A 22,858-nucleotide genomic window follows, 5' to 3' on the forward strand; every position below is an offset into this window, starting at 1 on the left:
TTGTGAGCACTGAGATCGCCACCCAGCCGGACCTGTGGAGGCAGGTCTCGGACGGTTTCGCGCAGTACGGCGGTGCATTGCCGAAGGCCGGTCAACGGGTCGCCGCGGTGGGCTGCGGCACGTCGTGGTTCATGGCGATGGCGTACGCCGCCCTCCGCGAGGACCTGGGTCAGGGGGAGACCGACGCCTTCGCCGGCTCGGAGTTCCCGGCGGGCCGCACGTACGACGCGGTGGTTGTGATCAGCCGCTCCGGGACGACGACCGAGGTGCTGGACCTGATCCGCACGACCGACCTGCCGACCATCGCGATCACGGCGACCCCGGGCTCGCCGATCGTCGACCTGGCGGACCAGACCATCATGCTGGACTTCGCGGACGAGCAGTCCGTGGTGCAGACCCGGTTCGCGACCACCACGCTGGCGTTGCTGCGCGCTTCGCTGGGCCAGGACCTCACGCAGGCCGCCGCGGACGCTCAGACCGCGCTGACCATCGACGTGGACGAGCTGGCGAAGCTGGAGCAGGTCACGTACGTCGGCACCCGGTGGACCGTCGGCCTGGCGCACGAGGCCGCGCTGAAGCAGCGTGAGGCCGCGTCGGCGTGGACCGAGGCGTACCCGGCGATGGACTACCGGCACGGCCCGATCGCGATCGCCCAGCCCGGGCGCGGCGTCTGGATCTTCGGCGAGTCGCCGGCCGGCCTGCTCGACGACGTCGCAGCCACCGGTGCGACCGTCGTCCACCACGCTGAGCTCGACCCGATGGCCTCCCTGGTGGTGGCCCAGCGGGTCGCCGTCGCCAAGTCCCTCGCTCTCGGCCTGAACCCGGACCAGCCCCGCAGCCTCACCCGCTCCGTCATCCTCGACTGATCCCGGCGAGCCGACCGAGCGCCGCTGCGGCGACCAGGCCGAGTCCGACGGTGACCACGGCCACGTGGGTGCCGACCGCCGGTACGAGGACGCCGGCGGTCGCCTGACCGAGCGCGGAACTGCCGACACGGAGGCTCGCGGCGGAGGTGCTGACGCGGCCCTGCAGCGACCGCGGGCTGTACTGCTGACGGGCCGCGAACATCGCGGGCAGCGCAGGTCCTTCGGCCAGGCCCGCGGCGACCGCGAGCAGCAGGAGTACGGCGAACGTCGGGGCGAGCGGCCAACTGGTCAGCACGAGGCCGTAGGCGGCGACCGACAGCATCACGACGTACTCGGGACGCAGGCGGGTCTGCAGGCGCCCGAGGAGCAGCGCCGTGGTGACGCTGCCGAGCTCGACCGCTGTCCACAGGTAGCCGGCCGTGGACTTCGGCAGGCCGAGCTCCGGCATGTGCAGGGGCAGTGCGATCAGCAGGATGCCGGTGAAGCCCATGAGCAGGGTGGTCGTCACGGTCGAGGCGCGCAGGCGCGGGGTGTGTGCGAGGTGCACGAGACCGCCGACGACCGCCGTCAGGAAGGGCTGGCCGCCGGCGCCGACCGGCGGGAGCGCCGGCAGGCGACCGATCGCGACGATGCTGAGCATCGCGGCACCGACGATGACCGCGACCGCTGCGTCGACGGAGACCACGGCCGTCACGGTCGCGGCGGTGGCGGGACCCGCGATGGTCGCGGCGCTGAAGCTGGCCGACTCGAACGCGTTGGCCCGCGCCAGCCGCTCCGGCCGGAAGAGGCTCGGCAGCATGCTCGTGAACCCGCCGCTCACCATCGGCAGCGTCGCGCCGGCCACCGCGGCCAGGGCCGGTGCGACCCAGTGCGCGCTGTGCCCGACGACGGCGAGGAGGGCGAGCATGACCGCGGCCAACGTCGCCTGGTTGATCGCGAGCGCGCTCCGGCGATGGGAGGTCCGGTCGAGCCAGGCGCCGAGCAGCGGACCCGTGACGACAGCAGGCAGCGCGTAGGCCGCGCCGGTGACGCCCGCCAGTGCCGGGCTGCCGGTCCGGTCGAGCACCAGCAGGACGAGCGTGAACGCCACCATCTCGTCGGCGAACCGGGCCAGCGTCGCCGCGAGGTAGTAGCTGGGCACGCCGATCCTCCTGTAACGCAAAGGTGGTTGTTACGCGTTACGCTAACAAATACGTTACGGGAGGAGTCCAGTGGAAATTCAGACCTCGGACCGGCTCGTCCGGCTCGCCGTCGACCTGGTGAACACCCGCACCCGTGATCCGGAGCAGTTGACCACCCTCGCAGACGTTCGCGAGTTCCTGCTCGAGCACGGTGAGCCGGAGCCGGTCGCGCTCGACGAGGACGATCTGGCGCAGATCCGGGCGGTCCGTGAACGGATACGGCCGGTTTTCCACGCCGATCCGCCAGCGGCGGCCCGACTCCTCAACGAGTTGCTGACGGAGTACGCCGTACGCCCGTATCTGTCGGAGCACGACGGGGCGCCGTGGCACTTGCACGTGAGTAAGCCGGAGGCCACGTGGGCCGAGTGGCTGGCGGCGACGACCGCGCTCGGGTTGGCGAGTTTCGCGGCCGGCCACGGGTTCGGGGCGCTCGGGGTGTGCGCGGCGGTGGATTGCGAGCGGGTCTTCGTGAATCCGGCCGAGCGGCGGCCGCGGAGGTTCTGTACGCCGCGGTGCGCGAGCCGGACCCGGGTCGCCTCACACCGGGCCCGCCAGGGCTGAGCGAAACCAGTTTCGCTTCAGGTCTGGTCTTTGCGAAAGCGCTTGCGCTACTCTGCGGAACGGTCGGCTCGCCGATCGCCATCCCCGCTGAGGAGTTCCGATGACCAGAACCGCAATCCGTTCCACCGCAGCGCTTTCCGCCTCCCTGACCGTGCTGGCCGGACTGGTGGCCTGTTCCAGCGCGCCGTCCGCGTCCGGTGATGCCGCTGCCTCCGGGCAGGTCACGATCACCGTCGGTGACCGCCCGAGCAGCTCCGATCCGGCCAACCGGGCCTCGTTCGACAAGAAGGTGGCCGACTTCCAGAAGGCGAACCCGGACATCAAGCTCGACCCGGTCGAGACGATCTGGGACCCGACCACGTTCCAGGCCCAGGCGGCCGGCGGCCAGTTGCCCGACGTACTGAACGTGCCGTTCACCGAGCCGCAGGGCATGATCGCCCGCAAGCAGGTCGCGGACCTGACCAAGGTGCTCAAGGACGACGGTCTGCTCGACGAGCTGAACCCGAACGTGCTGAAGATCGCCCAGGACCAGTCCGGCAACGTGTTCGCGGTCCCGACCGCGGCGTACTCGGTCGGCCTGGTCTACAACCGCGACCTGTTCACCAAGGCCGGGCTCGACCCGGACAAGCCGCCGGCGACCTGGGACGAGGTCCGCGCCGACGCCAAGCTGATCGCTCAGAAGACCGGTCAGGCCGGCTACGCGCAGATGACCACGAGCAACACCGGCGGCTGGATGTTCACCACCCAGACCTACGCCTTCGGCGGCACGATCGAGAACGAGGACGGCACCAAGGCGTCCTTCGACGACGCACCGTCGCGGGCGGCGCTGCAGGCACTGCACGACATGAAGTGGGTCGACAAGTCGATGGGCCAGGCCGTGCTCTACGACATCGACGGCATCTCGAAGGCGTTCGCGGCCGGCAAGATCGGCATGTACATGTCCGCGCCGGACGCCTACCGCACGCTGGTCGACACCAACGGCCTCAAGGCATCGGCCTTCGGGATCGGTCCGATGCCGCAGCAGGGCGGTGACCACGGCACCCTCAGCGGTGGCAGCGTGCAGATCGTCAGCCCGAACGCGACGGACGCCGAGAAGGCGGCCGCGGTCAAGTGGATCAAGTTCAGCTACCTGAACAAGTACGTCGACCAGGACGCCGCGGTCACCAGTGCCAAGAACGGCGTGGCGGGCAAGCTGCCGGTCGGGGTGCCGGGTCTCCCGGTGGTCGCGACCGACCAGTGGGCGACGTACCAGTCCTGGATCAAGCCGTACGTGAACGTGCCGCTGGCGAACTTCGCGCCGTACACGAAGGTGGCGGCCGACCAGAAGATCATCCCCGAGCCGCCGGTCAAGGCGCAGGAGGTGTACGCCGCGCTCGACCCGGTGGTGCAGACCGTGCTCGGCAACGAGAAGGCCGACATCCCGGCCCTGCTGACCAAGGCCACCGCCACGGTGAACGCCAAGCTCGGGCGCTGAGTTGATCCGGCGCCTGCGCAACGGAGTGCCGGCAGTGCTGTTCGCGCTGCCGGTGCTCCTGGTCTTCCTGGTCTTCTCCTGGGGCCCGATCGTCCGCGGGCTGGTGATGAGCCTGCAGCAGACCAATCTGATCGACCCGGTCAAGTGGGTCGGCCTGGAGAACTTCCGGTACGTGCTGACCGATCCTGCGGTCGGTCAGGCGACCGTGAACACGGTCTGGTTCACCCTGCTGGCGCTGCTGTTCGGCTTCCCGTTGCCGATCCTGCTGGCGATGTTCCTGTCCGAGCTGCGCGGCCGGTCCTGGGCCTACACGACGCTCGCGTACCTGCCGGTGATCACGCCGCCGGTGGTGGCGATCCTGTTGTGGCGGTTCTTCTACGACCCGTCGCCGAGCGGGATGTTCAACAGCATCCTCGGGGTGTTCGGGCTCGGACCGTTCCCCTGGCTGGACAGTCCGTCGTCCGCGATGCCGTCGATCGTGCTGGAGGCGACGTGGGCCGGCGCGGGCAACGCGGTGATCATCTATCTGGCCGCACTGACCTCGGTCCGGGCCGATCTCTACGAGGCGGCCGAGCTGGACGGTGCGGGCGTGTTCCGGCGGGTGTGGCATGTGATGCTGCCGCATCTGCGCGGCGTACTGCTGCTGATGCTGCTCCTGCAGGTGATCGGCACCATGCAGCTGTTCACCGAGCCCCTGCTGTTCACCGGTGGAGGACCACAGAATGCGACGATCACGATCCTCCTGCTGATCTACAACTACGCCTTCGTCAACGGTGACTATGGCGCCGCCACCGCGTTGAGTGTGCTCCTGGCGATCGCACTCGGCGTGATCTCGGCGGTCTTCCAGTTGGCGACGCGTGGCTGGAGCTCCGAGTGAGTGGCGAGCGCGGTGCGCTGTCGGACACCGATCGCAAGCAGACCGGCATCCGCGTGCCGTTCGTGATCGGACAGGTCGTGGTGTTCGCCGGACTGCTGGTGGCCGGCCTCGGACCGTTCCTGTGGTTGCTCAAGGCAGCGATCTCGCCGACCCAGGACAGCATCCGGCATCCACTCGCGTTGTTCCCTTCCGGTCAGGTGCAGTGGCAGAACCTCGCGACGGCCTGGCAGCAGGGCCATATCGGCTACTACCTCGGCAACACCGCCATCATCGCGGCGGGTACGGCGCTCGCGTCGCTGATCATCTGTACGACGGCCGGCTACGTGCTCAGCGTGCTCCGGCCGCGCTGGGGACCGTTGTTGTCGGCGGCGATCCTGGTGACGCTGTTCGTGCCGCACATCGTCTCGCTGGTCCCGCTGTACCTGACCGTGCTGAAGCTGCCGGTGGTGCACACCAACCTGACCAACACGTTCTGGGCGGTCTGGCTGCCGCCCGCGGCCAGCGCGTTCAACGTGCTGATCGTGAAGCGCTTCTTCGACGGCATCCCGCGCGAGTACTTCGAGGCGGCCCGGATCGACGGGGCCGGATCGCTGCGGGTCTTCACCTCGCTCGTGCTCCCGCTGTCGCGGCCGATCCTCGGTGTGGTCGTGCTGCTCAGCATCATCTCTTCCTGGAAGGACTATTTGTGGCCTCTGCTGGTGCTGACCAATCCGGATCTGCAGCCGGTCTCGGTGGCGTTGCCGAAGATCGCGAAGGTGACGGAGCTCAACATCCAGTTGGCAGGCCTGTTCCTGGCCCTGCTGATCCCGGTGGCGCTGTTCCTGGTCTTCCAGCGGGCGTTCCTGCGTGGCGTCGGCCTGTCCGGGGGGATCAAGGCGTGAGGCGGGTCCTGGTCACCGGTGCGGACGGATCGATCGGCCGGGCCGCGGTGGCCGGTCTCCGCGAGGCCGGGTACGACGTCACCGGGCTGTCGCTGCGCTACGACCACACGAGTACGGCGGACCGCCCGCTGGTCGGCGACGCCCGGTCACCGGTCGATGTCGCGGCCGCGCTCGACGAGGTGGACGCCGTACTGCATCTGGCGGCGATCCCGCATCCGAGCCTCGGGACACCGGAGGAGGTGTTCGAGAACAACGTGGCGGCGACGTTCAACGTGCTCGCCCAGGCCGGGCAGCGGGGGATCCGCCGGGCCGTGATCGCGAGCAGTATCAACGCGTTCGGCGTACCGATGAACGTGAACCCGGTGGTGCCGGCGTACTACCCGCTCGACGAGGAGGTGCACGCCGACATCTCCGACGCGTACTCGTTGTCGAAGAGCGTCGACGAGCAGAGTGCCCGGATGGCCTGGCGCCGATGGGGGACCAACGTGATCGCGCTGCGCTTCCCGCTGGTGAAGTCGCGCGAGCAACTGTTCAAGTTCGCGGCCAACGCCGAGCGCGATCCGTCCACGATGGCCCGCGAGGGCTGGGCCTACCTCGACCTGCGCGACGGTGTGCGGGCGATCATCGCGGCGCTCGAGTCACCGGCGACCGGAGCCCATGTGGTCGGGCTGGCCGCCGACGACATCCTGATCGACCGCCCGACCGGCGAACTGCTGCGCGAGTACGCCCCGACGGTTCCGGTACGGCGTCCTGTCCCGGGACGCAGCTCACTGGTCGACACGACCCGCGCCCGCGAGCTCCTCGGCTTCAGCCCGCGCTACTCGATCCACGAGGACGGTCAGACGGTCTCCGCGATGACCAGCTGAGGGGCGACGTACTGGATGCCGGGCTGGGGGTCGGGTTCGAGCAGACGGGCCGCGACCTGGCGGCCGATCTCCTCGAGTCCGACCTCGATCGTGGTCAGGTGCCGGCTGACGCGCTGGTCGTGCATCAGCTGCTCCCAGTTGTCGACGCCGATCAGCGCCACGTCCTCGGGCACCCGCCGGCCGGTCGCGCGGACGACCCGCTCGGCACCGCGGGCGATCGCGTCGCTGCCGCAGAAGATCGCGTCGACGTCGGGCACCTCGGCCAGCACCTCGCGCGCGGCCTCCTCGCCCCAGCCCTCCCGCCAGCGGCCGAACCGCACCGGCGTGGCCCAGTCGAGACCGGCGTCGGCGAGGACCTGGCCGGCGCCCGCGGCCCGGCGCTGGGCGGCGTAGTCGTGCGGCTCCGCGGTGATGTGAGCGATCCGGCGACGGCCGGTCGACAGCAGGTGGGTCGCGGCCAGCCGGCCGATCGCGGTGTCGTCGGAGGTGATGACGACGTCGTCCGGGTCCTCGGTGAAGGTGAACGCGTAGATCACCGGGACCTCGAACCGGCTGGTGAGTGACGGGGTCGGGAACGACGTCCCGGTGCCGATCACGATCACGCCGTCGATCCGGCGGGCCCGCAGCTGCAGGATGCTCTCGGTGACGTCCTTCTCGTCGATCCGGGCGTCGTACAGCAGGATCGCCTGCTCCTTGGCGCCGAGTTCGGTGGCGGCGGTGGCCAGTACGACCCGGGTGAACGGGTTCGACGCGCGGTGGGTGAGGACGCCGATGGTCTGGCTCCGGCCGCGGGCGAAGGACCGGGCCAGCGCGTTGTGCCGGAACCCGAGCCGGTCCGCGGTGACCCGGACGTGCTCGCGGGTCGCCTCCGAGATCCGGTCCGTGCCGTTGAGCGCCTTCGAGGCGGTCGACAGCGACACCCCCGCGGCAGCGGCCACGTCGGACAAGGTGATCAGCTGGTCGGCCATCTCCTCATCGTAGTCAGTGATGAGCCGTTGACAGCGGGCTCGGCGAGGATCAAGGTGTGATGTGCGAAATCGCTTTCGCATATCTGGGAGGAGAACTCCATGACCCGTCGCCGCTCCGGCGCAGTCGGTCTTCTCGCGGCCGGCTTGCTGCTGGCCGCCGCACTGCAGATCCCCACCACCCTGCCGGCCGCCGCCGCGGCTCCGGCGCTGACGATCGTCCCGACCACGGTCGGCAACGCGTTCACCGTCGGTCAGCAGGTCAAGCTCGGCTTCACCACCGACGCAGCCACGATCGGCTGGACCGTCCGGGACGCGACCGGCACCGAGGTCGCCAAGGGCTCGGCCTCGGCCGCGTCGCTCAACGGCCAGCTCGCCCTCTCGATCAGTACGCCGGGCTGGTACCAGGTCGACCTCACCGCGACGGCCTCCGACGGCTGGGTGACCAACGGCGGCACGGACTTCTCCGTGCTCACCCCGCACGACTTCTCTACCTCGACCGACGCCCGGATCGGCATCGCCACCGGGCTGGGCTTCAGCAGTGGCGCCAATCCAGGCCTCGACTCGGTGCCGCTGCTGGCGATGGGCGGCATCTCGACCGCGCGCGACGAGGCCTTCTGGGCGTCCGCGGAGACCACGAAGGGCGTCATCCAGTTCCCGCAGAAGGTGAAGGACTACAAGGCCGCGCTGGACGCCAACAACGTCGACTTCCTCAACATCCTCGACTACGGCAACCCGCTGTACTACCCGGACGAGGCGCCGTCGACGGACGAGCAGCGCCAGGCCTTCACCCGGTACGCCGTGGCCGCGGTCAACGAGTTCGGCACCGCGCACACGACGTACGAGCTGTGGAACGAGTGGAACTGGCGTGACCTGGACGGCGCTGCTGGTGGTACCGCCGACAACTACGTCGCACTGCTCAAGATGGTCGCCCCGGCGGTCCGGGCCGCGAACCCGGACGTGAAGCTGGTCGGCCCGGCGCTCGCGGTGATCTCGGACTGGCAGGCCTGGTTCACCCGGTTCGCGGACCTCGGTGGTCTGGACTACGTCGACGCGGTCACCATCCACCCGTACGTGCAGCCGAGCGACCCGGAGGCGTCGGTCGCCTACGTCAACACGATCCGCGGCATCATGGCCGCGCACGGCTCGACCAAGCCGATCTACATCTCCGAGCAGGGCTGGGCCACCGGCACCAACCCGCAGGCGGTCAGCGAGCCGGTCCAGGCGCGCGACCTGGTCCGCGGCGAGCTGCTTGCCTTCGGCAACGGTGTGGCCCGGTACAGCGGGTACAACTTCATGGACTCCGGCACCGACCCGGCCAACGTCGAGCACCGGTTCGGCCTGGTTCGCAACCGGCTGGACACCCGTGGTGCCCTGGTGCCGAAGCCGTCGTACACCGCCACCGCCGTCCTCGCCCGGCAGATCGACGAGCTGCCGCTGATCGGCCAGACCAAGTTCGGCACCAACGGGTACGACGTCGCCTTCAACGCCGGCGGCGGACAGAGCGTGCACGCGGTCTGGGCCACCACACCCGGACTGGTGAACGCTGCGGCCCCACCCGGCTCGACCGTCCAGGTGACCAGCATGTACGGCGCTGTGACCAACCTGACCGCGGACGCCGGCGGCCACGTCTGGGTGACCGCTGGACCCGAGCCGGTGTACCTCCGCGGCGCCATCAGCGGCGTTGCTCCGTCGAACCGCTTTGCCCTGTCGGTCACCCCTGAAATCGCGGGCGACGCGGTCAGCGGCAGCCTGACCTTCACCAACCCCGACACGACCGCACACGCCTTCACCGTCGACGCGGGCGGAAGCCAGACGAGTGGCAACGTCCCGGCTGCTGGTACGACGTCCGCACCGGTCACCTACCCGGCCCAGAACTCGACCGGTGCCCGCACTTACACCGCCAAGGTCACCGTCGACGGCGTGCCCGCCGCACTCCTGAATGTGAGCGGTACGGCGACCCCACCGCTGACTGTCACCGGGTCACACGTGCTGAGCACCAGCGGCCAGGACCTGCTGAGGCTGCGCGTCACCAACGCGTCGACCCACTCGTACACGGTCGCCGGACTCGACTGGGCGTCCGGCCCCGGATCCGGAACCCTGCTGGGCGGCACCACGATCGCAGCGCACGGTACGGCGTCGGCCGACGTACCGCTCACCGTCACAGCCGCATCCGACTGGGCGGCCAGCCTGCGGATCTCGGGCGTCGGCTTCTTCAAGGCATCCGGCAAGCTCAAGCCCGTCGGTACGCCGACAGTCGCGACCGAGCACACCGTGACACTCGACGGGGTGATCGATCCCGAGCTGAGTCAGGTCCCGCCGATCGCGCTGGAAGGCACCGGAACACCACCGGTGACCGGCTGGGGTGGACCGAGCGATCTCTCCGGGTCGCTGTGGGTCACGCACGACGATCAGAACCTCTACCTGTCGGCCAAGGTCACCGACGACGTGTTCTCGCAGCCCAACCGCAACGGCAACATCTGGGGTGGTGACGGCCTGCAGATCGGCATGACGGCCGGTGCGCCGGGTGAGGCGACCAGGACCCAGGAGATCGGTGCCGCCCTGACCGATGCGGGCACTGTGGACACGTGGCGATGGACTCCGGTGGAGCTGGCCGGAACGCCGCCGGGTGTCCAGGCGAAGGTCGTGCGTGATGCCACTGCCCACACGACGACGTACGAGATCGCCATTCCCTGGAGCACGCTGGAGTTCGCGCCGGGTGACCGGTTGCTGTCCTCGACCGTGGTGGTCAACGAGAACGACGGCACGGGCCGCCGTGGCTGGCTGACCTGGGGGACCGGCGTCGCGGAGGCGAAGAACCCGGCCGGCTTCAACGCCATCCGGCTGGACGCCACACCGGCGGCACCGGCCAGCGCGTCGGACCCGGTCTTCAAGATCACGACGACGGCACGGCCGCAGTGCTGGAACGGCTCGGCGGTGCTGCCGGTCTACGCGTACAACGCGGGCTCGGCGTCGATGGACGTCCGCTTCACCACTCCGGTCGGTGAGCAGAAGATCTCGGCGGTCGCCGCGGGGAAGGGCGCGTACTACGCGTTCCCGGCGGGCGGCACGTCCCTGGCCGCGGGATCGCTCACCACGGCGGCGTACCGGTGGAACAACGGGTCGCCGCAGTACACCCGCCTGACCCTCGACTACCCGGCGATCAACTGTGCCGGGTGAGTAACTCGGCGTAGGTGCCCCGGACGCTGCCCCCGGGGCACCTGCGCCGGTCCTGGCCGGCCCGCCTAGGATCGAGGTGGGATTGCCGGACCGGAGGAGCGCGAGTTGAGTCACACCGTGGTGGCCGAGCTGGTGGCCAATGTGCTGAAGGTCACCGCCCGGGCCGGCGACACGGTGGGGCCGGACGACACCCTCGTCATCCTGGAGTCGATGAAGATGGAGATCCCGGTGCTGGCCGAGGTGGCCGGGACCATCGTCGAGCTGAAGGTCGTCGAGGGCGAAGTGGTCCGCGACGGGGACCCGATCGCCGTCATAGAAGAGAAGTGATTCAACCGAAATGGCCGCCCACGCGTCTTTACCGGTGAGGGCACCGGCCGGGAACTTCCGGCCGGGGCGCCGCGTTGAGCCGTCGTACGAGCAACTCAGGGTTTTTCCCGGGTTCTCCCGACGTGCGCAGAGGACGGTGACCGCGGCACCATGGCCTTCACGCTTATTGCCGAGAGGACCCAGGGAGGCGTTGCGGTGAAGCCGCTCGACGCGACGGTGCCCGCGCTCCAGCCGGTGCCGGACGCGCTGCCGTCGTGGGACGAGATCGTCCGCGCCCACTCCGCCCGCGTCTACCGGCTCGCGTACCGCCTGACCGGCAACAAGCACGACGCCGAGGACCTGACCCAGGAGGTCTTCGTCCGGGTCTTCCGCTCGCTGTCGTCGTACACGCCGGGCACCTTCGAGGGCTGGCTGTACCGGATCACCACGAACCTGTTCCTGGACGGCGCCCGCCGCAAGCAGCGGATCCGCTTCGACGGCCTGCCCGAGGACGCCCACGACCGGCTGCCGGCCAAGGGCGAGGGCCCGGCCGAGAAGCTGGACTCCGACCTTTTCGACCACGACGTGCAGGACGCGCTCGACGCGCTGCCGGAGGACTTCCGGGCCGCCGTCGTGCTCTGCGACATCGAGGGCATGACGTACGACGAGATCGCGGACGTGCTGGACGTGAAGCTCGGGACGGTCCGCAGCCGGATCCACCGCGGCCGGTCGATGCTGCGCAAGCACCTCGAGCACCGGGCTCCGCGGTCCGGCCAGTCCCGGGTCGGCGGCCCGCCCGCCGACGGACAGTCGCACGCCGGAGGTGAGCACCGGTGAGTCTCCAGCACCCGATGGACAAGCTCAGCGCCGTCGTCGACGGCGAACTCGACCACGACTCCCGCGACAAGGTGCTGGGCCACCTGGTCGGCTGCGACACCTGTCGCGCCGAGGTGGACGCACAGCGCCGGCTCAAGGCCCGGATGGCGGCGCTGGAGCCGCCGGAGCCTTCCACCGATCTGATGCAGCGCCTGATGGGTGTCTCGTCGTTCTCCCCAGAGCCGCGCGAGGAGGTCCGCCCGGTCCTCACGCCGGCGGTCACCCTCTTCCCGCAGCGGTCCGCGTTCCCGGCCGGGCGTACAGGTGGCACCCGGCCGGGCGCACCGCGGACCACGAGGTCCCGCCGGCGCACCGGCGTACTGGGTGCGGCCGGCTCCGCCGCCGCAGTCGCCTCACTCCTCGGTACGGCGTTCGTCGTCGGCGACCCGGCCCGGTCGGAGCAGCCGCCCGCGCTGCAGCCGCCGGTGGCGAGCTTCTCCTCGGACCACGCGAGTACGACCGGGGGAGCACCGTTCGCCGACCCGGTCGCGCTGCTGAACTCCTACAACGGGGCTGGGTATGCGGGGCTGAGCCCGACGCTGCAGCCGGTGGCCCTGACAGGACGCTGACTCGTGAGCCTCTCCCGGCTCGCCGTACTGGTCAGCACCGCTCTGATCGGCTTCGGCCTGCCCATGCCCGCCGTCGCGGCGCCGGCCGTCACGCGTGCGGACTCGCCGCAGGCGATCAGCTGGCTGGGCCGTGCCGCCGCCGCGCCGAACCAGGTGTCGTACCACGGCACGCAGATCATCACGGCCTGGGGACCGCAGGGCGCGAGCTCGGCCATGCTCGACATCGTCCACGCGGCCTCTCAGGGCTCCGAGATCAGCGTGGTCGGCTCCTCGTCCGCACCGGGCGCCAAGGCGTTCGTGCAGCGTGCGACGACCACGGGCGCGGCGATCGACGGCGGACCGTTGGCTCTGCTGCAGGCGACGTACCAGCTGGTCTACAAATGCTGCACGGACACCATCGGGCGGGCCGCCGTCCTGGTTGAGGCCCTACGCGCTGACCAGACCCTGGCTGCGCGATTCTGGATCGACAAGGCGACCGGACTGCTGCTGCAGCGGCAGCTGTTCAGCGGAGACGGCAAGACCATGGTCCGGGCGACCGTGTTCACCGAGCTGGAGATCGAGGATTCGGAGTTCATCAGCCATCTGCCGCCGATGGTGCCGAACGGGGTGGAAGACCTCGGCCTGGGCAAGGTCGACAACCTGCGCTCCGAAGGCTGGGTCTGCGCGCCGGAGCTGCCCGCCTCGCTGAAGCTGTACGACGTTCACCAGGACAGCAGCAACGGGTCGCTGCAGTTCTCGTACTCGGACGGGTTGTTCAACGTGTCACTCTTCGAACAGCGCGGCGCGCTCGACCCGGCCGCGGTGGCGGGCTTCAGCAGCACCGAGAGCCCCGGGGTGTACCTCCGCTACGGAATGCCGTCGTACGTCGTCTGGTCGTCGGGAGGGATCGTCTACACACTGATCGGCGACCTGCCCCCGGACACGCTCGGACAGGTCGTCAGGTCGTTCCCGCACGACGTGCCGGTCAAGCTGTCCGCGCTCCAGCGGATGGGCACCGGGCTGGCCAAAATCGCGACGTGGCTCACTCCGATGGGTGCGCTTTCGCCGAAACTGGGATAATCGAATCTGGAAGTGCCTCTCGTCACCCCGAGCAGGACCTCCGACCGACGACCACGATGACGACGTGAGGCGGGGACCGTGACCAGCGACGACGCCGAGCCGACAGTTCCGAATCCGACTTCGGAGCCCACTGCAGCGCTTCCCGCCTCAGATCGTCCCCCCGCGCCGCCGAACGGCTCGGGACCCGTCACCTCGCTGGCGCCGCCGACGCCGGGAGCGGGGACAGCTCCGATCCCGACACCGGGCAGTGACGCGCCGTACCGGCAGACGAACGGACGGTCCGTCACGCAGCGCAGCTTCGGCAAGCCGCAGGCCCAGGAGCCCACCTTCCGGCCGGTGTACCAGGGTCAGGCCTGGCCGACACAGCAACCGGCGTACAGGCCGACGTACACGCCGCCTCCGCCGCTCGACTGGCACCAGCAGCAGGCCCGCGCGTACACGCCGGCCCCGCCGCAGAAGGCCAACCGGGTGATCACCATCGCCGCGGTCGTCGCGCTGGTGATCGGTGTGATCGCCGGAGCCGGTGCCGCCGCGACGGTCGTCGCACTGGACCACAACGGCACCCCGGTCGCCGACCAGCCCAACGTGCCGGTCGGGACCGGCGCCGACCCGAAGATCCGGAGCGGATCCGTCTCCGCGGTCGCCGCCACCCTGCTGCCGAGTGTCGTCCAGCTGAAGGTCGAGGGCGCGGACAACTCCGACGCCACCGGGTCCGGGTTCGTGATCGACAACGCCGGGCACATCCTGACCAACAACCACGTCGTCGCGGGCGCGGCCAAGGGCGGCTCGATCCAGGTCCTCACCGAGAAGGGCAAGACCTCCACCGCACGGCTCGTCGGCCGGTCCCCGGCGTACGACCTCGCGGTCGTCCAGGTGATCGGGCTGGACGCGCCGTCGGTGCAGTTCGGCCGCTCGGACCTGGCTATCGTCGGGCAGGACGTGGTCGCGATCGGCTCGCCGCTCGGGCTGGCGGGCACGGTCACCTCCGGGATCATCTCGGCCAAGAACCGGCCGGTGACCACGGGCGAGAGTGCGGACCAGACGTCGTACATCAACGCCTTGCAGACCGACGCGGCGATCAACCCGGGCAACTCCGGCGGCCCGCTGGTCGACATGAACGCGCGGGTGATCGGCGTGAACTCCGCGATCGCCACCGTCCGCGGGGCCGAGGAGGGCCAGAGCGGGAACATCGGGCTCGGGTTCGCGATCCCGATCGACCAGGCCCGGCGGACCGCCCAGCAGTTGATCGCCAACGGCGTCGCGTCGTACCCGGTGATCGGGGCGAGCGTGGACATGCAGTTCGAGGGCGGGGCGCGGGTGAGTGCGGTGAACGCCGGCTCGCCGGCCGCGCGGGCCGGGATGCGGGTGGGTGACGTGATCACGGCGATCAACAACCAGGCGGTGGACTCCGCGGAGGCGCTGATCGTCGCGATCCGGACGCATCAGCCGGGCGAGAGCGTGCGGCTGGAGTACGAGCGCAGCGGCAAGCCTCGCGAGGCCACGGTCACGCTCGCGCAGCAGATCGGCTGAACTCGTCGACGGTGTCCGGGATCGGCTGACCCGGCAGGCGGCGTCACCATGGTCGGGATACCCTGGTCCGCGTCGGCGTTGACGTACTGAGAGGTGGGGACATGTTCGGCATCGGGCCACTCGAGCTGGTCGTGATCGCGATCGTCGCCGTGCTCGTCTTCGGCCCGGACCGGCTGCCGGAGTTCGCGCGGACGGCGGGCCGGTTGCTGCGTCAGGTCCGTCAGATGGTCACCAACGCGCAGAACGATCTGCGCAACGAGCTCGGCCCCGAGTTCGCCGACCTCGACCTGCAGGACCTGAATCCGAAGAACTTCGTCCGCAAGCACCTGCTCGAGGGCTCCGACGACTACGACGACGAGAAGCCCGTCGCCGACTTCGCGGACTCCACCCCGCAGCGCCTCCCGGCCGGCCAGAAGCCGCCGTACGACCCCGAGTCGACCTAGGCCGTCCAGATCGGCCGGAGTGCGGCCAGCCCGTCTTCGACGTACGTCGCGACCGCCTACGCGCAGCACGGCAAGCAGGCCTCCGAGGGCGCGCTCTACGGGCTCCTGTACGGCGTCGCCGTACTCGATGCCCTGCTCTGGCTTCGCGCTCCTACCGGCCGCAGCCGGTGCCGTCGCGGCCGCGCAGCTGTTTCAGCGGTCCGTGGCCAGCAGGTCATAGGTGACCTTGCCGTCGAGGTGGGTGGACAGGCGGAAGGCTTCCCGTTCGATGCCCGCCAGCTGGAAGCCGGCCTTCTCCGCGGTCCGGCGGGCTGCCGCGTTGGTTTCCGCCGTCCGGATGAAGAGTCTCCGGCCGCCGAAGCCGCCATCGTTCTCCGGCGCGAAGTACCACTCGGCGACCCGCTCGATCGCCTCGGTCATCACGCCGCGGCCCTGCGCGTCGGGATGCAACCAGTAGCCGAGCTCGGCGTCCTGCGCACCGTCGTGATGGATCCCGAACAGGGTCAGGTTGCCCAGTCCTTGGTCGGTCTCGGCGTCGGCCACGCACCAGTTGAACCTTCGGCCCGCCGCGGCCTGCTCGGCCATGTCCTTCAGCCAGAACCGCGCATCGTCGGCGGTGAAGGGCTGCGGGATGAACGGCAGGAAATGCGCGGTCGCCTGGTTGGTGCGAGCGGTCGTGATCCGCGCGACCTCGTCCTCACGCCAGGTCCGTAGCTTCAGCCGCGGCGTCTCCAGCACCGGGTGCACGTACCACGGCCTCCTCGGTGCCCGCGGATCCTCCGGCCCGATCCACGCCGTCCAGGCATCCACCCGCTCACCGCCTTCCTCCGCCAGCGCGGGAATGGTCTCACCGAAGTGGAACCCGGTCGCCCACGCGACCCGCCGCGACGCCCAGTTGCCGACCCGCGCCCACCAATGGATGACGTGGAAGCCACAAGTTGTGAACCCGAACTCCAGCAGCAGCCGCACCGACCGGCTCATCACGCCGGCTCCCTGAGCCCATCGCGACAAGCTGTAGTGCACCCGCGCGTTGCCGTCGGCGTCGGGCTCCAGCGCGACGGACCCGGCGTACCGGCCGTCGTACTCGACGATGAACAGGAGCCGTTCGTGCTTCGCCCAGGCCTCGGTGATGCCGTACGTGATCCACCGCCGGGCGTCCTCGGCGCCGAAGCGGCGGCCGGGTTGTTCCGCCTGGCGGTCGATCTGGCCCTGGACGTCGTCGGGCCGGGGAGCGCGCAGGGTCACGACGCCGTCGGTCAGGACCGGATGCTCAGCAGGAATCGGCACCCGGCCTAGTCAACACCAGGACAGCGTCAGCTTCCGCCGGATTACCGGCCGACGGGGGAGAGACCGAGCTGGCGGCCGAGGAGGCCGCGGGGACGGCCGCCGAGCTTGGCGGCGATCTTGTCGAGGACCTGCGCGGCCGGGGTGTCCGGGTCGGTGGCGATCAGCGGGTTGCCGAGGTCGCCACCACTGCGCAGCCGCTCGTCCAGCGGGATCTCACCCAGCAGCGGGATCGGGTAGCCGAGGCGCGCCGACAGGGTCTCCGCGACCCGCGTCCCGCCGCCGGACCCGAAGATCTCGATCCGGTGCTCGGGACCGCAGTGCGGACACGGCAGGAACGACATGTTCTCGACCACGCCGGCGACCCGCTGGTGCACCATCTGCGCCATCGTGCCGGCCCGCTCGGCCACCTCGGCGGCGGCCTCCTGCGGGGTCGTCACCACGATCACCTCGGCGCTGGTCAGCCGCTGGCCGACCGAGATCGCGATGTCACCCGTGCCGGGCGGCAGGTCGAGCAGCAGTACGTCGAGGTCGCCCCAGTACACGTCCGCGAGCATCTGCACCAGCGCGCGGTCCAGGATCGGGCCGCGCCAGGCGACCACCTGGTCCCGCTTCGGCTTCAGCATGCCGATCGAGATCACCTTCACGCCGTGCGCGGGCACCGGCATGATCATGTCGTCGACCGCGGTCGGCCGCTGGTCCGCGACGCCGAACATGGCCGGCACCGAGTGGCCGTAGATGTCCGCGTCCAGGACGCCGACCGACAGCCCCTGCCGGGCCATCGCGACCGCGAGGTTCACGGTGACCGAGGACTTGCCCACGCCGCCCTTGCCGGACGCGATCGCGAACACCTTGGTCAGCGAGTCCGGCCGGGAGAACGGGATCTCCTTCTCCGCCACGCCGCCGCGCAGTTGGGTCTGCAGCGCCGCGCGCTGCTCCGCCGACATCACCCCGAGGTCGATCTCGACCCCGGTGACGCCGTCGAGCTTGGTGATCGCGGCCGTGGTGTCGCGCCGCAGCGTGTCCTTCATCGGACAGCCCGCGACGGTGAGCAGGATCCGCACGGCGACCACGCCGTCGTCCCGCACCACGACGGACTCGACCATGCCGAGGTCCGTGATCGGCTTCTTGATCTCCGGATCCAGCACACCACCGAGGGCGGTGGTCACCTGATCAGCAGTGAGAGCCATGCCCCAAGGCTACGTGCTCCACAACCTCCAGCCGACCACGGTCCCTGTGACATAGGCCCACCAAGGCAACCCTTACCTCAGAGGCCCGGCGCTCCGTAGACGGGGAACCAGCGGGCGAGGTCCTGTTCCATCCGGAGGTCGGTGCCGATGATGGACCGGAGCTGGAGCTCGGTGGCGTTGTCGCGGCGGTCGGCGCCGGTGGGGACGAACGGGTACCAGGAGCCGCGTTTGTACAGGTAGACGAGGCCCAGTGACTTGGTGCCGTTGGTGAAGGCGATCAGGGTGCACAGCAGGGCCGAGCCGAAGCCGGCGTCGACCAGGGACGTGTTGACCCCATGGAGATCGGTGACGAGGCCTTCGAGGTCGTCGGGGCTGGTTTCGCGGACCAGCCAGGTGAAGCCGTAGGAGTCCGTGTGGGTGGTGAACTTGCCGTCGTCGAGGGCGAGCAGCTTGTCGACCTCCTCGCGCAGCGTCGAGAACCCACCGCCTTCGGCCGCCTTGAAGCAGACCGAACCACTGCCGGTCGGGCGGTAGCCGGCCGCGGTCTCCAAGGTGATCGCGGCCGACGGGAGCGAGAACAGCTGGTCGAGATTCGGCGGGACGGCCTTACTCCGGCCGAGCAAGATGTCGAGGATGCCCATAGGCCGAGGGTATGTCTCCCGATCCCACGCCTACTGCGCAGCACTCGGCACGGCACCTCGCCGCACGTGAGCACAGGCCACGATGCTCCGCATCGAGACCTTCGCTCCCGCGCGCCGATGCACCGCGCCGGGCACTTGCTCGCTACGGCGTGGGATCGGGAGACATACCCTAAGCTTGCTCGCCCAGTTCGCGGGAGAGCACACCGAGGCGGTCGAGGCGGGTCTCGAGCGGCGGGTGCGTCGAGAACAGCGACGACAGGCTCGCGCCCTTGCCGGAGATCGCGGGCGCGAAGAAGAACGCGTTGAACGCCTCCGCCTGTCGCAGGTCGCGCGACGGTATTCGGGCGATGTCCCCGCTGATCTTCGTCAACGCGGATGCTAGTGCGGATGGTCGTCCGGTCAGCATCGCCCCGGCCCGGTCGGCGGCCAGCTCCCGGTAGCGCGAGAGCGCCCGGGTCAGCAGGAAGGAGATCGCGTACACGGCGATGGACACCGCGATGATCGTGAGCACGATGACCGCGGTGTTCTGGTCACGGTTCCGCCCAAGGCCGCCGTACAGGCCGAAGCGGGTGATCAGGCCGGCGAGCACACCGAGGAACGACGCGATCGTCATCACGGCCACGTCCCGGTGCGCGACGTGCGAGAGCTCGTGCGACAGCACGCCCTCGAGCTCGTCGGTGTCCAGGCGGCGCATGATGCCGGTGGTCACGCAGACGACCGCCTTGTTCGGGTTTCGGCCAGTGGCGAAGGCGTTCGGCAGGTCGACGTCGGCGATCGCGACCCGCGGCTTCGGCATGTCGGCCAGCGCGCACAGCCGGTCGATCGCGCCGTGCAGCTGGGGAGCCTCCTCCGGCGTGACGATCCGTCCGCGCATCGCATAGAGCGCGATCCGGTCGGAGAACCAGTACTGCACGAACAGTGCGCCGCCCGCGATCACGATCGCCAGCACGGCGCTGCTCGTCAGCGCGATCAGCAGCGCCACGAAACCGACGTACAGCAGACCGAGCAGGAAGCTCGTGATCAGCATCCGGCTGGACAGCCCACGGTCAGGCGCGAATCGAGTCTTCATCCCACGTCCTTCCTCACCTGACAACGAGCGTAGCTCGGCTCCGAAGGGCCCGGAGAAGGGCCTGGAGAGGGGCTCAGACCCGGTCGTCCTCGCGGCTCTTCAGGTCCAGATCGGCGAGCAGCGAACGGAGCTCGGAGCGGAGGAAGTCGCGGGTCGCGACCTCGCCCACGGCCATCCGCAGCGACGCCATCTCGCGGGCCAGGAACTCCATGTCGGCGCGGGTCCGGGAGTCGACGTCGCGGTCGCGCTCGTACTGCACCCGGTCGCGCGCCTCCTGCCGGTTCTGCGCGAGCAGGATGAGCGGAGCGGCGTACGACGCCTGCAGGCTGAGCGCGAGGGTCAGGAAGATGAACGGGTACTGGTCGAACCGCCAGCTCGCCGGCGCGAAGATGTTCCAGGCGACCCAGAACAGGATCGTCGCGGTCATGTAGACCAGGAACCGCCCGGTGCCGAGGAAGCGGGCGATCCGCTCCGACAACCGCCCGAACGCGTCGGCGTCGTACGTCGGCCGCGGTACGAACGTCCGGCGCCAGTCCCGTGGCACGTCGAGTCGCGCCGTACTGCGGAGGCGGCGGTCGTCAATGCTGCGGTCGTCACGAGGCATCGTGGTCCACCTCCTGGGAGTCGCGGGGCTGGTCCGGTTCACGCCAGTCGTCGGGCAGCAGGTGGTCGAGGACGTCGTCGACCGTGACCGCACCGAGCAGCCGGCCTTCGTCGTCGAGCACCGGCGCCGCGACCAGGTTGTACGTGGCCAGGTACTTGCTGACCGTCTGCAGGCTGTCGTCCGGCCGCAGCCCGTCCAGATCGGTGTCCAGTACGGCGGACACCAGCTGCGACGGTGGTTCGCGGAGCAGTCGCTGGATGTGGCCGATGCCGATGAACCGTCCGGTCGGAGTCTCCAGCGGTGGCCGGCAGACGTAGATCATCGCGGCCAGCGCCGGACTCAGCTCGGCGTTGCGTACATGGGCGAGTGCGTCCGCCACGGTGGCGTCGGCCGGCAGGATGACCGGCTCCGACGTCATCAGACCGCCCGCGGTCCGCTCCTCGTACGTCAGCAGCCGCCGTACGTCCTCCGCCTCGTCCGGCTCCATCAACGTGAGCAGCCGCTCGGCGGTCTCCGTCGGCAGCTCGGCGATCAGGTCGGCCGCGTCGTCCGGTGACATCTCCTCGAGCACGTCCGCGGCCCGCTCGGTGTCCAGACCGGCCAGGATCTCCACCTGGTCGTCCTCGGGCAGCTCCTCCAGGACGTCCGCCAACCGCTCGTCGTTCAGGGCGGCCGCGATCTCGTTGCGCCGCTTGGACGACAGTTCGTGCAGTACGCCGGCCAGGTCCGCCGCCTTCATCGAGTCGAACGCGGCCAGGATGTGCGTCGCGCCCTGCCCCTCCTCGACCTGGGCGAAACCGCTGACGTCGGCCCAGTCGAGCACATGCGATTGTCCGCGCCGCCGGAACCGTTTGGTGGGCTCCCGGACCGCCACCTTCGACAGCACCCAGTCCCGGGTCCGCCACTGCTCCATGGCCATGTCGAACACGACCGCGGTGGTGTTGTTCTCGAGGATGGTGACAGTGCGGTCGAGCATCTCGCCGAGCACGAGTACCTCGGTCGGCCGCTGCTCGAACCGCCTCATGTTGACCAGGCCGGTGGTGATGACGTGCCCGACGTCGACGGACGTCACCCGGGTCATCGGCACGAAGATCCGGCGCCGGGTGAACACCTCCACCACCAGGCCGAGCACGCGCGGCGGCTGGGTGCCCTGCCGCAGCATCGCCACGACATCGCGAACCTTGCCGACCTGATCCCCGTTCGGGTCGTACACCGGGAGACCAGCCAGCCGGGCGACGTAGACGCGCGACGGTGATCCGCTCATGCTCGAAGGCTAACCCGTCGGCTTCCCCGGACCCCGGCACCGCGTCGGAACACTAGACTTCCGGCCAGGCGGGTTCGGCACCTTCGAGACTGGGGCGGGCGCATGCTGGGGTCGGGTGGGCTCGGGGCGGAGAGCGAGGCGACGTACCTGGCGCTGGTCCGGGACGGCGCGGCCTCGGTCGAGGAACTGGCCGGCCGGGTCGGTCGGCCGGTGGAGGAGGTGCGCCGAGCGGTCGACGTCCTCCAGCTCGAGGGATTCGTGCACCGGACGCCGCCGCCCCGCGAGCTGGTCGTACCGGTGCCGCCGGAGCTCGCCGTCGAGCAGATGATCGAGCGGCACGAGCAGGAGCTGCAGCGGACCCGCGAGGCGGCGTACCGGCTGACGGCCGCGGCGTTCAACCAGGCCGGCGACCGGCGGACCGAGGAGCTGATCGAGATCGTCACCGGGCAGACCGCGGTCGGCCTGGCGTTCGACCGGGTCCAGCGGACGGCCCGCAAGGACATGCGGGAGCTCGTCGCCCCGCCGTACGCCGCATCCGCCGAGGTGAACCGGACCCAGCTCGACCGGCAGGCCGACGGCGTCGTGTACCGGGTCGTCTACGACAGCTCGGCGCTGGCCGACGCGGTGCTCTCGGCCAGTGCGGTCAGCCATGTCCGGGCCGGTGAGCAGGCGCGGATCGCGGACGATCTGCCGACCAAACTGGCCGTGGCCGACCGGGAGCTGGCGCTGCTGCCGCTGGACTGGGCGACGCCGGCCCACGACGCGGCACTGCTGGTTCATCCGTGCAGCCTGCTGGACGCACTGGTCGCACTGTTCGAAACCGTCTGGAACAGGGCGAGTCCGCTGTCGGTGACCGAGTCGGACGGGCTGTCCGCCGAGGCCACGATGTCCGCGGAGGACCGGCACCTGTTGTCGCTCCTGGTCGCCGGTCTCACCGACGACGCGGCCGGGGCGCGGCTCGGGGTCAGCCGGCGGACAGTGGCCCGCCGGGTCCAGGTGCTGATGGAGCAGACCAACTCCCGGTCCCGGATGCAGCTCGGCTGGCACGCCCGCGAACGCGGCTGGCTCTGAACCCTGGCCGGGTTGGCCGTGTCAGCTTTGCGCCAGCGCAATCGATGGCACCCGGTGCCCGGGCGCACATGTAATGCGGGAGATCTGTGAGTTCGCCCCTC

At 70.0% G+C, this 22,858-nt stretch carries 22 protein-coding genes; 14 read left to right on the forward strand and 8 right to left on the reverse strand.

The window, feature by feature from the left end:
- Positions 1 to 2 precede the first annotated feature (2 nt).
- The gene (locus tag ACZ6O0_RS24460; protein WP_465767282.1) at positions 3 to 866 is read left to right on the forward strand and encodes an SIS domain-containing protein; all 864 of its coding nucleotides are present in this window, start codon (positions 3 to 5) and stop codon (positions 864 to 866) included.
- Here the strand turns inward: ACZ6O0_RS24460 and ACZ6O0_RS24465 are convergent.
- Complete coding sequence (locus tag ACZ6O0_RS24465; protein WP_465767283.1) at positions 853 to 2,007, reverse strand: MFS transporter; 1,155 nt, start codon at positions 2,005 to 2,007, stop codon at positions 853 to 855. The two genes, ACZ6O0_RS24460 and ACZ6O0_RS24465, sit on opposite strands and share 14 nt — an antisense overlap.
- Positions 2,008 to 2,077: 70 nt before the next feature.
- Between ACZ6O0_RS24465 and ACZ6O0_RS24470 the strand changes: the two genes are divergently transcribed.
- From ACZ6O0_RS24470 to ACZ6O0_RS24490, 5 genes are all read left to right on the forward strand, one after another.
- Positions 2,078 to 2,608 carry a CGNR zinc finger domain-containing protein gene (locus ACZ6O0_RS24470; protein WP_465767284.1) on the forward strand — a complete coding sequence of 177 codons (531 nt, stop codon included), beginning with the start codon at positions 2,078 to 2,080 and terminating at the stop codon, positions 2,606 to 2,608.
- A 100-nt stretch (positions 2,609 to 2,708) separates the two neighbouring features.
- Positions 2,709 to 4,082, forward strand: a complete 1,374-nt coding sequence (locus ACZ6O0_RS24475; protein ID WP_465767285.1) for an extracellular solute-binding protein — start codon at positions 2,709 to 2,711, stop codon at positions 4,080 to 4,082.
- A 34-nt stretch (positions 4,083 to 4,116) separates the two neighbouring features.
- Complete coding sequence (locus ACZ6O0_RS24480; protein WP_465767286.1) at positions 4,117 to 4,959, forward strand: carbohydrate ABC transporter permease; 843 nt, start codon at positions 4,117 to 4,119, stop codon at positions 4,957 to 4,959.
- Positions 4,956 to 5,840, forward strand: a complete 885-nt coding sequence (locus ACZ6O0_RS24485) for a carbohydrate ABC transporter permease (protein ID WP_465767287.1) — start codon at positions 4,956 to 4,958, stop codon at positions 5,838 to 5,840. Before ACZ6O0_RS24480 ends, ACZ6O0_RS24485 begins: the two co-directional genes overlap by 4 nt.
- Entirely contained in the window at positions 5,837 to 6,706 is an 870-nt protein-coding gene (locus tag ACZ6O0_RS24490; protein ID WP_465767288.1) for an NAD-dependent epimerase/dehydratase family protein, read from the forward strand. Before ACZ6O0_RS24485 ends, ACZ6O0_RS24490 begins: the two co-directional genes overlap by 4 nt.
- On the opposite strand, the gene ACZ6O0_RS24495 is transcribed toward ACZ6O0_RS24490, so the two are convergent.
- On the reverse strand, positions 6,679 to 7,674 hold the full coding sequence (locus ACZ6O0_RS24495) for a LacI family DNA-binding transcriptional regulator (RefSeq protein WP_465767289.1): 996 nt from the start codon (positions 7,672 to 7,674) through the stop codon (positions 6,679 to 6,681). The two genes, ACZ6O0_RS24490 and ACZ6O0_RS24495, sit on opposite strands and share 28 nt — an antisense overlap.
- 99 nt (positions 7,675 to 7,773) lie before the next feature.
- Between ACZ6O0_RS24495 and ACZ6O0_RS24500 the strand changes: the two genes are divergently transcribed.
- From ACZ6O0_RS24500 to ACZ6O0_RS24530, 7 genes are all read left to right on the forward strand, one after another.
- Positions 7,774 to 10,851 (forward strand): sugar-binding protein, encoded by a 3,078-nt coding sequence (locus tag ACZ6O0_RS24500; RefSeq protein WP_465767290.1) that lies wholly within the window; start codon positions 7,774 to 7,776, stop codon positions 10,849 to 10,851.
- A 105-nt stretch (positions 10,852 to 10,956) separates the two neighbouring features.
- On the forward strand, positions 10,957 to 11,178 hold the full coding sequence (locus tag ACZ6O0_RS24505) for a biotin/lipoyl-binding carrier protein (protein ID WP_337007183.1): 222 nt from the start codon (positions 10,957 to 10,959) through the stop codon (positions 11,176 to 11,178).
- 150 nt (positions 11,179 to 11,328) lie between these two features.
- On the forward strand, positions 11,329 to 11,994 hold the full coding sequence (gene sigE / locus ACZ6O0_RS24510; RefSeq protein WP_465767291.1) for an RNA polymerase sigma factor SigE: 666 nt from the start codon (positions 11,329 to 11,331) through the stop codon (positions 11,992 to 11,994).
- Entirely contained in the window at positions 11,991 to 12,602 is a 612-nt protein-coding gene (locus ACZ6O0_RS24515) for an anti-sigma factor family protein (RefSeq protein WP_465767292.1), read from the forward strand. The genes sigE and ACZ6O0_RS24515 overlap by 4 nt, the downstream gene beginning before the upstream one ends.
- Before the next feature lie 3 nt (positions 12,603 to 12,605).
- On the forward strand, positions 12,606 to 13,661 hold the full coding sequence (locus ACZ6O0_RS24520) for a sigma-E factor regulatory protein RseB domain-containing protein (RefSeq protein ID WP_465767293.1): 1,056 nt from the start codon (positions 12,606 to 12,608) through the stop codon (positions 13,659 to 13,661).
- A 78-nt stretch (positions 13,662 to 13,739) separates the two neighbouring features.
- Entirely contained in the window at positions 13,740 to 15,191 is a 1,452-nt protein-coding gene (locus ACZ6O0_RS24525) for a S1C family serine protease (protein ID WP_465767294.1), read from the forward strand.
- Between the two features lie 101 nt (positions 15,192 to 15,292).
- Positions 15,293 to 15,634 (forward strand): sec-independent translocase, encoded by a 342-nt coding sequence (locus ACZ6O0_RS24530; RefSeq protein ID WP_465767295.1) that lies wholly within the window; start codon positions 15,293 to 15,295, stop codon positions 15,632 to 15,634.
- A 192-nt stretch (positions 15,635 to 15,826) separates the two neighbouring features.
- Here ACZ6O0_RS24530 and ACZ6O0_RS24535 read toward each other — a convergent pair whose 3' ends face one another.
- From ACZ6O0_RS24535 to ACZ6O0_RS24560, 6 genes are all read right to left on the reverse strand, one after another.
- Positions 15,827 to 16,921 carry a GNAT family N-acetyltransferase gene (locus tag ACZ6O0_RS24535; protein WP_465767296.1) on the reverse strand — a complete coding sequence of 365 codons (1,095 nt, stop codon included), beginning with the start codon at positions 16,919 to 16,921 and terminating at the stop codon, positions 15,827 to 15,829.
- Between the two features lie 41 nt (positions 16,922 to 16,962).
- The gene (locus ACZ6O0_RS24540) at positions 16,963 to 18,108 is read right to left on the reverse strand and encodes an Mrp/NBP35 family ATP-binding protein (protein WP_465767297.1); all 1,146 of its coding nucleotides are present in this window, start codon (positions 18,106 to 18,108) and stop codon (positions 16,963 to 16,965) included.
- A 77-nt stretch (positions 18,109 to 18,185) separates the two neighbouring features.
- Positions 18,186 to 18,749, reverse strand: coding sequence for a PspA-associated protein PspAB (pspAB, locus tag ACZ6O0_RS24545; protein WP_465767298.1), 564 nt, complete (start codon positions 18,747 to 18,749; stop codon positions 18,186 to 18,188).
- 169 nt (positions 18,750 to 18,918) lie between these two features.
- On the reverse strand, positions 18,919 to 19,818 hold the full coding sequence (gene htpX, locus ACZ6O0_RS24550) for a zinc metalloprotease HtpX (protein ID WP_465767299.1): 900 nt from the start codon (positions 19,816 to 19,818) through the stop codon (positions 18,919 to 18,921).
- Positions 19,819 to 19,891: 73 nt separating this feature from the next.
- On the reverse strand, positions 19,892 to 20,422 hold the full coding sequence (locus ACZ6O0_RS24555; protein ID WP_465767300.1) for a DUF1003 domain-containing protein: 531 nt from the start codon (positions 20,420 to 20,422) through the stop codon (positions 19,892 to 19,894).
- Positions 20,412 to 21,686 (reverse strand): magnesium transporter MgtE N-terminal domain-containing protein, encoded by a 1,275-nt coding sequence (locus ACZ6O0_RS24560; RefSeq protein ID WP_465767301.1) that lies wholly within the window; start codon positions 21,684 to 21,686, stop codon positions 20,412 to 20,414. Before ACZ6O0_RS24560 ends, ACZ6O0_RS24555 begins: the two co-directional genes overlap by 11 nt.
- A gap of 102 nt (positions 21,687 to 21,788) precedes the next feature.
- Between ACZ6O0_RS24560 and ACZ6O0_RS24565 the strand changes: the two genes are divergently transcribed.
- Complete coding sequence (locus ACZ6O0_RS24565; protein ID WP_465767302.1) at positions 21,789 to 22,757, forward strand: helix-turn-helix domain-containing protein; 969 nt, start codon at positions 21,789 to 21,791, stop codon at positions 22,755 to 22,757.
- Positions 22,758 to 22,858: the final 101 nt, after the last annotated feature.

Source organism: Kribbella sp. NPDC048837 (genome assembly GCF_055586945.1).

Bases quoted from the DNA above. Each gene is read 5' to 3' on its own strand.
- ACZ6O0_RS24495 (WP_465767289.1), bottom strand. From the start codon at position 7,674: ATGGCCGACCAGCTGATCACCTTGTCCGACGTGGCCGCTGCCGCGGGG.
- ACZ6O0_RS24540 (WP_465767297.1), bottom strand. From the start codon at position 18,108: ATGGCTCTCACTGCTGATCAGGTGACCACCGCCCTCGGTGGTGTGCTG.
- ACZ6O0_RS24555 (WP_465767300.1), bottom strand. From the start codon at position 20,422: ATGCCTCGTGACGACCGCAGCATTGACGACCGCCGCCTCCGCAGTACG.
- htpX (WP_465767299.1), bottom strand. From the start codon at position 19,818: ATGAAGACTCGATTCGCGCCTGACCGTGGGCTGTCCAGCCGGATGCTG.
- ACZ6O0_RS24475 (WP_465767285.1), top strand. From the start codon at position 2,709: ATGACCAGAACCGCAATCCGTTCCACCGCAGCGCTTTCCGCCTCCCTG.
- sigE (WP_465767291.1), top strand. From the start codon at position 11,329: ATGGCCTTCACGCTTATTGCCGAGAGGACCCAGGGAGGCGTTGCGGTG.
- ACZ6O0_RS24565 (WP_465767302.1), top strand. From the start codon at position 21,789: ATGCTGGGGTCGGGTGGGCTCGGGGCGGAGAGCGAGGCGACGTACCTG.
- ACZ6O0_RS24500 (WP_465767290.1), top strand. From the start codon at position 7,774: ATGACCCGTCGCCGCTCCGGCGCAGTCGGTCTTCTCGCGGCCGGCTTG.
- ACZ6O0_RS24560 (WP_465767301.1), bottom strand. From the start codon at position 21,686: ATGAGCGGATCACCGTCGCGCGTCTACGTCGCCCGGCTGGCTGGTCTC.
- pspAB (WP_465767298.1), bottom strand. From the start codon at position 18,749: ATGGGCATCCTCGACATCTTGCTCGGCCGGAGTAAGGCCGTCCCGCCG.
- ACZ6O0_RS24530 (WP_465767295.1), top strand. From the start codon at position 15,293: ATGTTCGGCATCGGGCCACTCGAGCTGGTCGTGATCGCGATCGTCGCC.